The sequence below is a fragment of the Algoriphagus sanaruensis genome (assembly GCF_001593605.1).
Classification (GTDB): domain Bacteria; phylum Bacteroidota; class Bacteroidia; order Cytophagales; family Cyclobacteriaceae; genus Algoriphagus; species Algoriphagus sanaruensis.
Window position 1 is genome coordinate 996089 of record NZ_CP012836.1, and the last position, 13104, is coordinate 1009192.

Here is a 13104-nt window from a genome sequence, read left to right on the forward strand (position 1 = left end):
TTTAGAATGTTTCGGGTTGCAAAAGTAAGGACTAAGAGTTCATTTTCAGGCTTATGAGTAAAAATTTCCATGATTTTTTGTCTAGAATCCAAAATCTCTCGATTTGAAACCTTTATATTTAGGTAACACTTTTAGAATTTATATTTATGGTTCGCATTTTTCAGTCGATCCTTTGGGGATTAGTGCTTTGGCTATTCAGTAGTTTTTTTGGACCAGGTTCGGTTTGGGCTCAGATTCAGGATTTTGAATCTCCTTTTCAGATAGTTTCTATTCCTGATTCATTTTTGGAAAAATGGTATGGGAACGAGGTTAGGACATCTTCTCGGATCTTTCAAGCCAATAGCGTCGGCAGAAATGGCTCAAAAGGATTGGCAGTACAGCCGATCAGTACATTTGATGGCGAAATTTGGGTGGAACTTGTACCTCAGGAGGAAAATTCATCTGTCTTATTCTATGCGCGGTCCCTTCAGAATGGCACTGGCAACAGACCCGCGGTTGTTTTTTATGGCTGGTCAGAAACTTTGGGTGGCGAAGTAATAGAGGAGTCAGTTTTGGGGTCTGAAACCCAATTTCCAAACCAGGACTCGGGTTTTGAAAAGTTTCGCCTTGATGTTCCTGAATTTGCTCAGCACCTAAAGTCCTTCTTCTTGCGCATTCGGGTTTCTTACGGAGGTGGGTCAGGAAGTGCTGCTCGATGGGTCATGGATGATTTCTTCTTTGGGGTGCTTGAAGAGGATGGTTCCCCTCCTGAGGTTATAATAGTCAGAGGATTTGATTCTAACCAACTACAGCTGATTTTTAATGAACGCGTTGATCCTGTATTTTCCCAAATTCCAATGGCATATTCCCTTGATGGTTTGGAACCGGATCAAATTATCGCTCAAAATGATTCTACGGTCATTTTGGAGTTTGAAACGACATTTCTTGAGGAAGGAAATTATTCCTTAACCATCCGGCAAATTCCAGATTTGGAGGGCAATTTTATCCAGGACACCACTCTTAGTTTTCAATTTGAAGATCCAACTGCCTATGCCTATAAATCACTCGTTATAAATGAATTGATGCCTGCACCAAAGCCAGATTTGGATCTGCCAAATGTCGAATATGTGGAGTTGTTTAATCCATCTACCAAAACTTGGAGACTAGATCCTTTACAATTTTCTAACTCAAGGTCTAGCACTTCAATTCCTCCATTTTGGCTTGAGCCGGGAAAGTTTCTTATCCTTTGTCCGAAGGGAAATTCTAATCTTTTGGAGGAATATGGTGAGGTGTTGGAGCTTTCGAATTGGCCGACTATGCTTAACTCCGGTGACCAACTTCAGCTGACTGAAGAAGAGCTGATCGTGGATCAAATAGCGTATCAAAGTAGCACCTGGGGAGGGAGTGAGTTTTCGCAAGGAGGATATAGTCTTGAAGTCCCTTTTCCTGACTTTGGTTGCGAAAGTTCTGAGTTATTAGCTCCTTCTCAGCATCCTCAAAGAGGTACCCCGGGATTTGAGAACTCCCTCTTTTGGAAAATAGAACCGCCCTTACTTACTGAAGTATCAGCCTATTTTACTAGTCCAAAAACCATTCGAATCCGATTTGATGCTCCCGTGCCTGAGGGATTAAGTCAAACAAATGTTGAGATTTCTCCTGTTCAAAATATTCTGGAAATACAAAAAATAAATTCTCGAGAAATTGAATTGGAACTCAGCAGTGATGTCCAAACTGGACAGGTCTATCAATTAAATCTGATTAACTTTTCGGATTGCTTTGGGAATTTTGTGGAATCCTTGGGTCCAAGTACCCTTGTTAGAGGAGACCAACCCAAAGTAGGAGAGCTGGTATTGAATGAGCTGCTTTTTGACCCAAAGCCCGGTGATCCCAAATTCGTTGAAATAGCGAACCTTACAGATCGATACTTAAACCTAGAAGGATGGGCACTAGCTAATTTGGATGATCAGGGGATGCCTGCCCAGGTTCGGGTTTTTGGATTTCCTGGTCAGGTAATAGCACCTAAAAGTTTTTTGGCTATAACCTTAGACCCAGATGCACTTCGATTTTCCTATCCTAGATCAGCTCAGGGTAATTTTCAAGAAGTTTCTTCTTTACCAAGCTATCCAATTTCGGGAGGAACAGTACTACTTCTTTCGGATCAGCAGGAAGAGATGGATCGGTTGGACTATTCGGAAGACCTTCATCATCCGTTAATTCAAGATTCGAGAGGTGTATCTTTGGAGCGAATAGATATGGGTGTTTTTGCTTCAGAGGGAAAAGAATGGACTTCTGCAGCTTCCACAGAGGATTTTGCTACGCCAGGCAGGAAAAATTCTCAAAGTTTTGACCAAGATACAGAGGCCAAATGGCTTTCAGTTAGTCCTGAAGTTTTTGACCCAGAGGGCTTTCAAGGCGTGAGTTTTACAACTTTTTCCTATCAGCTTCCAGATTCAGGCTGGATAGGTTCATTGAAAATTTACAGTTCTTCGGGTAGGTTGATTGATCAAATAGTATCAAATCAACTGCTAGGTTCACAGGGATCATTTGTTTGGTACGGAACCGGAGCAGGAAATAAAAGACTTCCTCCTGGGTATTATGTTGCCGTATTTGAACTTTTCGATCTAAGAGGGAGAACTCACGCAGTGAAAAAGACAGTGGTTATAGCCTCTAAATTGTAGTTGGGCTTTGTAATTTCTTAAAAGGAAATCAATCGATTTATCGTTCTAAAATCCTCAGTTGCGCATTCCAGTAGCCCAGTAAATATTATTTTTTGCAAATCGATAAGACGGTCTTATTTTAGGGAGCTAAACCACTACAACCTCTATCCCAACACTAATTTTAATTAATTGCAAAGCATATGAGTCAGGAAGAAAAAACAGCATATTCTCCGGAAGAGCTTAAGGAATTTGAAGAGATTATCCTTCAAAAATTGGCAGTAGCTAAAGAAGAACTGCATTCGCTCAAGGAGTCTTTAAGTAAGAAAAATGATAGTGGGACTGACTATACTGCATCGACTTCGAAACTTCTTGAAGATGGAGCGGATACACTAGAACGGGAAAGTATGAGTCAATTGGCAGCTCGTCAGCAAAAGTTTGTCATCAACTTGGAAAATGCATTAATCCGAATCAAAAACGGAACTTATGGTGTTTGCGTGGACACAGGTAAGTTGATCGCAAAGGAGCGCTTGAAGGCGGTGCCACATACCATGCATTCTATTGAAGCGAAATTGGCTAAAAAATAAGCTTGGACTTCCTTCATCGACATATAGAAGCACTGGTTTTTTGCTCTCCAGAACCACTTGCAGTGACCGAAATTGTCAAGTGTCTAAGTGAAATGTTTGGAGCGGATGTTCCGTTTGAGCATGTAGAATCTGCACTTTATGATCTACGGAAAAAGTACAATCAAGAGGATTTTGCTTTTTCCTTAGAGCATATTGGAGGAGGTTACCAATTTTTAACCAAACCTGCTTATCAAACTTCTATTTCAATACTTCTCCGACAGCAGAATCAAAAACGATTGTCAACGGCGCAGCTTGAGACTTTGTCGATCATTGCCTATAAGCAACCTGTGACAAAAGGTGAGATTGAGCAAATTCGAGGTGTAAGTAGTGATTACTCTGTTCAGAAGCTTTTGGAAAAAGAACTGATTGAAATTAAAGGGAAGTCTGAGGGAGTTGGAAAGCCTTTGATTTATGGAACTTCTCAAAAATTTATGGAATACTTTGGGATCAATTCTATCCAAGATTTACCCCAGCCCAAGGATTTTTCTCAACCCGAAAATCAAATTGGGGAAGAGAAAGATTGATCCGATTCTAGCGGTTTTACCTTGGCTAAGGTAGAGACCAGAAATTTTTTACCCGTTTCTACTTCCTCGCATAGTACTCTTGTTCGACGAGTTTCTCCTTTTTTGAATTTTCTTCCTTGTAAAACAAAATCCTGTCCTTTTGGGAGGTCTGATAGGAATTTTTCAAAAGATGATTCCTCTTTTCGATCGTATTTACTCAATTCTTTCATCAGGAATAAATCTCTTGCAGAACTGGCCGATGGGTTTTGCATATGCCGTCTAAGTGGAAGCAAAAGGTCTCGGGGAAACACATGTTCATTTAATAGCGGAGCAAAAAGAACCTGAAATGTTTTTTTCCATTCTGTTCCGTGCGGGGCATGTCTCGGTCCCAATTGCTCAAATACACGCAAATGGGCTACTTCATGGATATAGGTGATTAAAAATTGGAATGGATTTAGATCGGCATTTAGGGTGATGGTCTGAATTTTTTGATCTCTTCGAAACCTAAAATCTCCCAGTTTAGACTGCCTGGGTTTTTTGACATAAAAATGAAAAGGGATCTCTTTCCAAAGGTGGAGACAATACGGAATAGCCGGGGGAGGAAGGTGACGTTCAAAAATTTTTAAAAGGCCGGCGGTTTCCATGACTAAAAATAAAAAAACCCTGACGTTTGCCAGGGTTTAATTTTTTGAGCTGGTTGAATTACTGAGCAGCAGTAGTGTCAGCAGCAACTGCAGTAGTGTCTACAGCAGGAGCTTCTTCTACAACTGGAGTTTCTTCAACAACTACAGTTTCTTCAACTGCAGCCTCTTCAGTAGCTTTGTTACCGCAAGAAGAAGTAGCGATCAAGCCAGCGATTGCGAAAATTGCAAATACCTTTTTCATTTGTTATGGTTTTCTTAATTACCTTGCAAAGGTACTAGTATTATTTTCAATTGCGCAAGTGCCGTTCAAATATTTTTTACTTGTTTTTATAAACAATTTTCACCGGAACTCCCTCGAAATCAAAGTTCTCACGAATACGGTTTTCTAGATACCTGGTATAAGGTGACTTGATGTATTGTGGAAGATTGCAAAAGAAGGCAAATACCGGGTTTTTGGTCGGTAATTGTGTCACATATTTGATTTTTATGTATTTCCCTTTCCATGCTGGAGGAGGGTATTTTTCAATTTCTTGAAGAAGTGCATCATTTAGTTTGGAGGTAGGGATTCGTTTGGTTTTATTTTCAAAAACCTTCACCGCAAGCTCAATGGCTTGAAAGATCCGTTGCTTTTCAGTGACTGAAGTAAAAATGATCGGAATCCATTTGTTTTCCCCAAGGCGTTCCAGCATTTCATCCTTAATCTTGTTCATGGTTTTGTGGTCTTTTTCGATCAAATCCCACTTGTTGACCATGATCATAACCCCCTTATTGTTTTTGATCGCCAGTCCAATCAGATTAATGTCCTGTGCTTCCAATCCTCTGGTAGCATCTACCATAACAATGACCACATCCGATTCTTCTAAGGTTCGGAGTGAACGCATCACCGAATAAAACTCAATATCTTCTTTGACTTTGGCTTTTTTTCGAATACCAGCTGTATCAGTGATGATAAAATCCTTACCAAATAAGGTATATCGAGAATGGATTGCATCCCTCGTGGTCCCTGCCTCATCCGTGACAATGGATCTTTCTTTTCCCAAAAGGGCATTTAGAAATGAGGATTTTCCAACATTTGGTCGTCCAAGAATGGAAATTTTAGGAACATCTGCATCCGGATCCTCTTCCCCCTCATCTACAAAATGGCTGATCACTTCATCCAGCAAATCCCCAGTCCCACTTCCGCTTACAGCAGCGATAGGAAAAATCTCAAAATCGGTCAAGCCTAGTGAATAAAACTCATTAGCCATTAGGGCTTTTTCGCCATTGTCAGCCTTATTTGCGACTACATAAAGTGGCTTTTTGGTGCCCCGTAGTTCATTTGCAAATTCAGTATCCAAATCGGTTAGACCATCTGCGCAGTCTACCACGAACAGGATTACATCTGCTTCCTCAATTGCTAGTTTTACCTGTTTTCTAATTTCTGCTTCGAAAATATCCTCAGAACCGGTCACATATCCCCCGGTGTCGATAACCGAAAAGAATTTTCCTCCCCACTGAGCATGACCATAATGCCGATCTCGAGTTACTCCACTGAGGTTGTCCTCAATGGCTTTTCTTTCTTCTACTAGTCGATTGAAAAGTGTGGATTTTCCCACGTTTGGTCTACCGACGATTGCTACAATATTTGCCATGATTAATAGGGGTCGTACCCGAATTTTTTAAGTTTTGCTTTATTTTTCCTCCAGTCAGGTTCTACCTTCACGAAGGTTTCGAGAAATACTTTTTTCCCGAAAAATTTTTCAAGATCTATTCTTGATTCAATGCCTACTTTCTTAAGCATTTTTCCTTTATTACCGATAATGATACCTTTTTGACTATTTCTTTCTACGAAAATGGTCGCGCGGATACGAATGATTTGTTCCTCTTCGTGAAAATCCTCAATACCAACTTCTGTGCTGTAGGGGATTTCTTTCTTATAGTTGGTAAAAATTTTCTCCCGAATGATCTCGGAGGCAAAGAACCGTTCTGGACGGTCAGTTAGTTCCTCTTTGTCATAAAAAGCTGGATGCTCGGGAAGTCTTTCCAGAATTTCAGGAAGGATTCTATCAGTATTAAAATTTTCCTTTGCAGAAATTGGGATTACTAGTTGAGCTTTAACCCTCGAAGTCCAATAGTTTGTCACCTCCTCCAATTGACCTTCTTTGGCAAGGTCAATTTTGTTTATCACTAAAAGGACTGGGATAAGGGATTCATTGATCCGTTTGATCACTTCCTCAATCTCCTCATCAGTTTCAAAGAGATCTGTCACAAAAAGAATGACATCAGCATCTTCCAAAGAAAGATTTACAAATCCCATCATGCTTTTATGAAGCTCGTATTGAGGCTTCAGCATTCCTGGAGTATCTGAAAATACAATTTGATAATGATCGCTATTAGTCAGGCCGAGGATTCGATGGCGGGTAGTTTGTGCCTTAGGAGAAATGATTGAAAGTCGCTCACCGACAAGAATGTTCATGAGCGTGGACTTGCCTACATTAGGTTTTCCTACGATGTTGACAAAGCCTGCTTTATGTGGATGAGCGGTCATTTTTAAAGAATTTTTCACAAAGGTACTTGATTTTTGAGAGATAGTCCTTACCTTTGCATCACAATATCGCGGGATGGAGCAGTTGGTAGCTCGTCGGGCTCATAACCCGAAGGTCACAGGTTCGAGTCCTGTTCCCGCTACTACGAAAAGGACACTAATCAGTGTCCTTTTTTTTATTAAAAAAAAAGAGGCCTTGGGCCTCTTTTACTTTTTATCCTTATCCTCGTCTTTGTAATATTCGGAAAGCCTTTCTAGATCCTCATCAAAACATAAAGGCAAAAACTGAATTCGGAATTGGTTTAATTTCTCCTCCCTTTTTCTTAAAATCTTCTTTCGAGCCTCTAGCCGTTTTTCCCAGCAAGCTTTTTTCAAAAAAGTAAGCTTTCGATGTAATCCGACTATTTTTCTTCTGTTCAAGGACAAGCGATTGGTTAGGTTTATTTTCGATTAGTATGAAATCGTCCTCATTTCTAAAATCAAATTCGGACAGATTTTCATCAGCAAAAATTCTGCACATTTTTAATGTTGTGCTAAAAGTAAAAAACAAAATATTCTGAAACATACCCACGACTGGGTATTTTCAAATTCTTTTTTCTTTCTATAATCTACTTTTATTTGGATTCGATTCTATCTAGGGAAATTTTACCTCCTTCAGTTACAAAAAGAACTAAGTATATCGCAAAATATAAAAGTGAGAGTTCTTTATCTCCAAAAGGATCATCCCAGTGGGCATAAAATGCAGCTACCAGCATGGTAATCATCAAAGGGATTGTTGCAAGTTTAGTTTTGAAGCCTAACATCACTAAAATGGCACAAATTACCTCTGCAAATACTGCCATGCCGAGACTAATTTCGGGCCCAAGCCCAAAAGGATCCGCAAACTTGACGGGTCCTTCAGCAAAAAATCGACTGATTTTCGGGATTCCATGCGTAAGCATCATTCCTCCTGCAAATAGTCTTCCGACTAATAATCCGATGTCTTGGAGAGCTGTAAATTTCATATTTAATAGGTTTAATTTGGCGCGAAATTAGGGTTTGATAGCCGATATTATTCGTTCTTTTCCGTTTAAATCTTGATGAACTTCCATATCAGCATAACCTTGTCTTTCCAATTCGAAGCAAATTTCTTTTGAAGCCCTTTCATAAATTTCGAAATAGATTCGCCCAGTGTTTTTCAAAAGTGAAAGGCCTTTTTTAGCAATCATGCGATAGAAAATGATCGGATCTGAATCAGGTACGAAAAGGGCAAGGTGGGGTTCGAACTGAACCACATTTTGATGCATTTCAGCCAAATCTTTTTGAGGGACATAGGGAGGATTTGAGACCAATATATCTAGTGGAGGAATTTCAGGAGTTTCAGTTAATATGTCACCGTGGAAAAAATGAACCCCTCCTTTGAGGCTTTGATTATTTCTTTTCGCAACCTCTAAAGCCTCATCAGAAATATCCATTCCAAACACTTGTGCTTGGTCCAATTCCAAATCCAAGGTAATCGGGATACAACCTGTTCCGGTCCCAATATCCAATATGGTAAGTCCTACTTTTTTATTTTCCTTTAGTATTAAATGAACCAGTTCCTCGGTTTCATTTCTAGGAATTAGAGTTGAGGAACTAACTTGAAATTCCCTTCCATAAAATGGTGCTTTGCCCAAAATATATTGAATAGGTTCCCCAGTTTTAAGCCGCTCAAAATCGTCTATAAGTGCTTTTGGTAAAGTTTCTCGATTAAGGAATTTAATCAAGTCTACTCTCTTTAAACCCAAATGGTGCTCCAGTAACCAATGAATCAAGGTTTCGCTTTCTGTTTTGGGATAAATTGAAAGTTCATCAGACCATTGATTTACTAATTCGGAATAGGTCATAGATTATTACTGAGGAAAATTTTAGATTTTCAAAGGTAAGGAGTCCAACATCACCCAAAAAAGATTTTTAAAAATGTGAGGATCCAAATTCTTCTTGGGGAAGTCGGATGACCTAGAATCAAAAAAGACCAACTTAGAAGAATGCTCTAAAAGGAGATGATTGGCGTCATTTTCAACTGAAAAGTCGAACATCAGCAATTCTACCTACCTTTGCCTCAGAATTAGTTTCCCATGAAGTTACACAACAATACCATCCGAGGAGTTCATACTGCGCTCCAAGCTATTTTTGAAGAAGGTCAATATGCAGACAAAGTCATCGAGCGTACCCTCAAATCTAATCCAAAATGGGGCTCAAAAGACCGTTCGTTCATCGCTGAGACTACTTATGAAATGGTCCGTTGGTGGAGGTTGATTAATTTTTTAAGTCCATCTACGAATCTTTGGGATTTGTTTGGCACCTATTGGTTGATGCAAGGAAATGATCTGCCAGATTGGGAAGAATTCGAGCGCCTACATCCGGAGAAGATTAAGGCCAAGTATGAGTCTATCAAAGATCCTGGACTTCTTGAATCGGTCCCGGAATGGCTGCATAATTTGGGAGCGAAAGAACTTGGAGCAATTTGGGAAAAAGAAATTCATGCCTTAAATGAAGAGGCTGAAGTGGTCTTGCGTGTCAATACCCTAAAAACCTCTCGAGAGCGATTGAAAAATCAATTGGCTGAGGATGGAATCAAAACCTATATTCTGAAGGGCTATCCAGATGCTCTGATCCTTGAAGAAAGACAAAATGTCTTCCGTCATCCGGCATTCAAGGCTGGGCTTTTTGAAGTTCAAGATGCAAGTTCTCAACTGGTAGCGACTACTTTGGCCGTGGAACCAGGAATGCGGGTAATTGATGCCTGTGCTGGGGCAGGTGGAAAATCTTTACACCTAGCCGCCTTGATGGAAAATAAAGGGAAGGTAATTTCGATGGATGTTGAAGAATGGAAGCTTCAGCAAGCCAAACTTAGAGCGAGAAGAAATGGCGTATCGATATTTGAACCCAAACTGATCGAAGGTTCCAAAACTATCAAGCGTTTAAAAGAAACGGCAGATCGATTGCTTCTTGATGTTCCTTGCTCTGGATTAGGAGTGCTCCGTAGAAATCCTGATACCAAGTGGAAGCTTTCACCAGAATCTATCGAGAAGGTACAGCAAACCCAACAGGAAATTCTTCAATCCTATCCTTCGATGTTGAAAAAAGGAGGACAAATGGTTTATGCTACTTGTAGTATTTTACCATCTGAAAATGAGGAGCAAGTCAAGAAGTTCCTGGCCAGTGAGGCAGGGAAAGATTTTGAGTTGTTAGAAGAGAAGAAAGTTTTTGCTCATGAAAATGGCTTTGATGGCTTTTACATGGCGAGATTGTTGAAAAAATAAAAAATCTGCTTGGGATGGAATTGAATTTCTTTCCCAAGCTTTTCTATTAAAATTGAATTTTTTGAATGCTGACTAAATTTTTCCAAACTTTATTTTTGAGATTCAGGCCTACCGAAGGATTTTCCGCATTTATTTTTGTTTTCCTATGGCTTGGCATTGGATTTTGTTTGTACCTTTGACGGGCAAATAGGGTTACCTACAACCAATATTTGCCATGAATCGAAACTCCTCGAAGTTCCTTTATGAAGCACTCACCTACGACGACGTGCTTCTTGTTCCAGGTTATTCTGAAGTTCTCCCTAGAGACACCAACACTTCCACCTGGTTAACCAAAAAAATCAGACTAAATATCCCTCTAGTATCCGCAGCAATGGACACTGTAACAGAGGCAGAATTGGCAATTGCAATTGCTTTGGAAGGAGGTTTAGGCTTCATCCACAAGAATATGTCAATTGAGAAGCAGGCTGCGCAGGTTCGTAAGGTGAAGCGAAGCCAAGCAGGGATGATTCTAGATCCCATTACGCTCGATATCAATTCCAAAGTCCGAGACGCAGAGGCGATTATGCGGGAGTTTCATATCGGAGGTATCCCAGTGGTAGATGAAAATAAAATCTTGAAAGGGATCATTACGAATCGGGATCTTCGATTTATTAAAGATCCCAATCGCTTGATTCGAGAAATCATGACTAATGAAAATCTCATCACAGCTAAGTCGGGTATTTCATTGGAACAAGCAGAAGAAATTCTCCAGGAATATAAAATCGAGAAACTCCCAATTGTAGACGAAGACTACAAGTTGACCGGATTGATCACCTATAAAGATATTCTGAAACGTAAAGACAAGCCCAATGCCTGCAAGGATGAGTTTGGTCGATTGAGAGTAGGAGCTGCGGTTGGAGTTACCGCCGATATTGTGGAACGTGTCGAGGCCTTGAAAAATGCTGGAGTAGACGTAGTTTCCATTGACACTGCTCACGGACACAGTAAGGGTGTTATTGAAACCTGTAAAAAAATCAAAACTGCATTTCCTGATTTGGAAGTGATTGTCGGGAATATTGCTACTCCTGAGGCAGCGATCGCCTTGGCAGATGCTGGAGCAGATGCTGTAAAAGTCGGTGTAGGACCTGGATCCATTTGTACTACTCGTGTTATTGCTGGGGTAGGTGTACCGCAGCTTTCTGCCGTTTTTGAATGTGCTGAAGCACTCAAAGATCGTGGTGTTCCTGTTATCGCTGATGGAGGGATTCGTTATTCGGGTGACTTGGTTAAAGCCATCGCTGCTGGGGGAAGCTCCATTATGATTGGCTCTCTATTGGCCGGCACGGAAGAGGCTCCTGGAGAAATGATCATTTTTGAAGGAAGAAAATTTAAATCCTACCGTGGAATGGGTTCATTGGAAGCCATGGAGTCTGGTTCCAAGGATCGTTACTTCCAAGATGCCGAGGACAATATCAAAAAACTTGTTCCAGAAGGAATCGTAGGTCGAGTTCCCTATAAAGGCTTGGTTGCGGAAGTATTGTACCAATTAGTTGGTGGGCTTCAGGCAGGGATGGGCTATTGTGGAACCAAGACTATAGCAGATCTTCAAAAAGATGGCAAGTTTGTAAAAATTACTGCTGCTGGAGTCAAAGAATCGCATCCGCACGATGTGAACATTACTCGAGAGGCGCCTAATTATAGCATTAAGTCTTAAGGAATTAAAAACCGGCCTCGGCCGGTTTTTTTATGGAAAATGGGCGATTCTCCACTCATCTTTCCTCATTCCTCCTTGCATTTTCTATTTTTGGACATTCATTCCATTTTATCACTTCTCGCTGTGTATAAATCGCTGTTAAAACCTCTTCTATTTCTTCAGAAGCCTGAAAAGGCACATCATTTCACCTTCGATATGACCAAGTGGACCTTCAATCTTCCCTTAGTCAAATCCATGGTTAAAAATGCATTTGCATTGGATGATCCTCGATTGGAGCGAGAAGTTTTTGGTCTGAAATTCAAAAACCCCGTTGGGCTGGCGGCAGGATTCGATAAAGACGCCAAGCTGATCGATGAAATGGCGATGTTGGGTTTTGGATTCATCGAAATTGGGACTTTGACTCCTAAGCCCCAAGAGGGAAATCCTCAGCCCAGGCTTTTCAGATTACCTCAGGATGAAGCCTTGATCAATCGTATGGGGTTCAATAATGGGGGTGTGATGGAGGCAGTCGAGCGATTGAAAAGCCGAAAATCTCAGGTAATTGTCGGAGGGAATATTGGTAAAAATAAAGTCACGCCCAACGAGAATGCTGTCGATGATTATTTGATTTGCCTCGAGGAGCTACATCCTTATGTAGATTATTTTGTAGTAAATGTGAGCTCTCCTAATACGCCAAATCTTCGCGATTTACAGGAAAAAGAACCTTTAAAGCAATTACTCACAGCTGTAAAAGCGGCGAATGATTCCAAGTCTAAACCCAAGCCTATCCTCTTGAAAATCGCACCTGATTTGACAGATGGTCAGCTAGATGATATCATTGAAATTGTGAAAGAAACCCAGATCGATGGTGTGATTGCGACCAATACTACGATTGATCGTTCGAAACTGACCACCACTGCTTCGGAAGTGGAAGCTATTGGAGCAGGGGGAGTGAGTGGAAAAGTGCTCAAGCAAAGAAGTACTGAGGTAATTCGATATCTCCATCAAAAATCTGAGGCGGCTTTTCCGATCATAGGAGTAGGAGGAATATTCTCAGCAGAAGATGCAATCGAAAAGTTAGAAGCGGGTGCGAGCCTTGTTCAGGTGTACTCGGGCATGATTTATGAGGGGCCAGGCTTGATTAAAAAGATAAAAAAGGGACTATTGGCATATTTTTCCAGGTAAGTTGCCTTTCTTCGGCCTTTTGGCTAAACTTAA

The 13104-nt window shown here is 40.6% G+C and carries 13 protein-coding genes and 1 tRNA gene; 7 read left to right on the forward strand and 7 right to left on the reverse strand.

Annotated elements, in window-relative coordinates:
* The first annotated feature begins 146 nt into the window (after window positions 1-146).
* The 3 genes from AO498_RS04435 to scpB all read left to right on the forward strand — a co-directional run bounded on the left by AO498_RS04435 (window position 147) and on the right by scpB (window position 3783).
* Complete coding sequence (locus tag AO498_RS04435) at window positions 147-2657, forward strand: lamin tail domain-containing protein (RefSeq protein WP_067544182.1); 2511 nt, start codon at window positions 147-149, stop codon at window positions 2655-2657.
* A gap of 179 nt (window positions 2658-2836) precedes the next feature.
* Window positions 2837-3220, forward strand: a complete 384-nt coding sequence (locus tag AO498_RS04440) for a TraR/DksA family transcriptional regulator (protein ID WP_067544184.1) — start codon at window positions 2837-2839, stop codon at window positions 3218-3220.
* A gap of 2 nt (window positions 3221-3222) precedes the next feature.
* Window positions 3223-3783 carry an SMC-Scp complex subunit ScpB gene (scpB, locus tag AO498_RS04445; RefSeq protein WP_082792187.1) on the forward strand — a complete coding sequence of 187 codons (561 nt, stop codon included), beginning with the start codon at window positions 3223-3225 and terminating at the stop codon, window positions 3781-3783.
* Here scpB and AO498_RS04450 read toward each other — a convergent pair.
* The 4 genes from AO498_RS04450 to era all read right to left on the reverse strand — a co-directional run bounded on the left by AO498_RS04450 (window position 3759) and on the right by era (window position 6933).
* A complete protein-coding gene (locus tag AO498_RS04450) occupies window positions 3759-4406 on the reverse strand; it encodes a SprT family zinc-dependent metalloprotease (protein WP_067544186.1) in 648 nt (215 codons plus the stop codon). The two genes, scpB and AO498_RS04450, sit on opposite strands and share 25 nt — an antisense overlap.
* Before the next feature lie 58 nt (window positions 4407-4464).
* The gene (locus AO498_RS04455; protein WP_067544188.1) at window positions 4465-4647 is read right to left on the reverse strand and encodes a hypothetical protein; all 183 of its coding nucleotides are present in this window, start codon (window positions 4645-4647) and stop codon (window positions 4465-4467) included.
* 76 nt (window positions 4648-4723) lie between these two features.
* On the reverse strand, window positions 4724-6037 hold the full coding sequence (gene der / locus AO498_RS04460) for a ribosome biogenesis GTPase Der (RefSeq protein ID WP_067544190.1): 1314 nt from the start codon (window positions 6035-6037) through the stop codon (window positions 4724-4726).
* Window positions 6038-6039: 2 nt separating this feature from the next.
* Window positions 6040-6933: a GTPase Era gene (gene era, locus AO498_RS04465; RefSeq protein ID WP_067544192.1), complete on the reverse strand. Its 894-nt coding sequence runs from the start codon at window positions 6931-6933 to the stop codon at window positions 6040-6042.
* A 67-nt stretch (window positions 6934-7000) separates the two neighbouring features.
* Here era and AO498_RS04470 point away from each other — a divergent pair.
* Window positions 7001-7073 (forward strand) — tRNA-Met (locus AO498_RS04470).
* 122 nt (window positions 7074-7195) lie between these two features.
* Here the strand turns inward: AO498_RS04470 and AO498_RS04475 are convergent.
* From AO498_RS04475 to prmC, 3 genes are read right to left on the reverse strand one after another with little or no spacing between them, the layout of a single operon-like run.
* Entirely contained in the window at window positions 7196-7501 is a 306-nt protein-coding gene (locus AO498_RS04475) for a hypothetical protein (protein ID WP_148660187.1), read from the reverse strand.
* 43 nt (window positions 7502-7544) lie between these two features.
* The gene (locus AO498_RS04480) at window positions 7545-7934 is read right to left on the reverse strand and encodes a DoxX family protein (protein ID WP_067544196.1); all 390 of its coding nucleotides are present in this window, start codon (window positions 7932-7934) and stop codon (window positions 7545-7547) included.
* A gap of 27 nt (window positions 7935-7961) precedes the next feature.
* The gene (gene prmC / locus AO498_RS04485; RefSeq protein WP_067544198.1) at window positions 7962-8795 is read right to left on the reverse strand and encodes a peptide chain release factor N(5)-glutamine methyltransferase; all 834 of its coding nucleotides are present in this window, start codon (window positions 8793-8795) and stop codon (window positions 7962-7964) included.
* A gap of 231 nt (window positions 8796-9026) precedes the next feature.
* On the opposite strand from prmC, the gene AO498_RS04490 reads away from it, so the two are divergent.
* From AO498_RS04490 to AO498_RS04500, 3 genes are all read left to right on the forward strand, one after another.
* Entirely contained in the window at window positions 9027-10214 is a 1188-nt protein-coding gene (locus tag AO498_RS04490) for an RsmB/NOP family class I SAM-dependent RNA methyltransferase (RefSeq protein ID WP_067544200.1), read from the forward strand.
* A gap of 214 nt (window positions 10215-10428) precedes the next feature.
* Complete coding sequence (gene guaB, locus AO498_RS04495; RefSeq protein WP_067544206.1) at window positions 10429-11907, forward strand: IMP dehydrogenase; 1479 nt, start codon at window positions 10429-10431, stop codon at window positions 11905-11907.
* 123 nt (window positions 11908-12030) lie between these two features.
* Window positions 12031-13071, forward strand: coding sequence for a quinone-dependent dihydroorotate dehydrogenase (locus tag AO498_RS04500; RefSeq protein WP_067550246.1), 1041 nt, complete (start codon window positions 12031-12033; stop codon window positions 13069-13071).
* The last annotated feature ends 33 nt before the right edge of the window (window positions 13072-13104 follow it).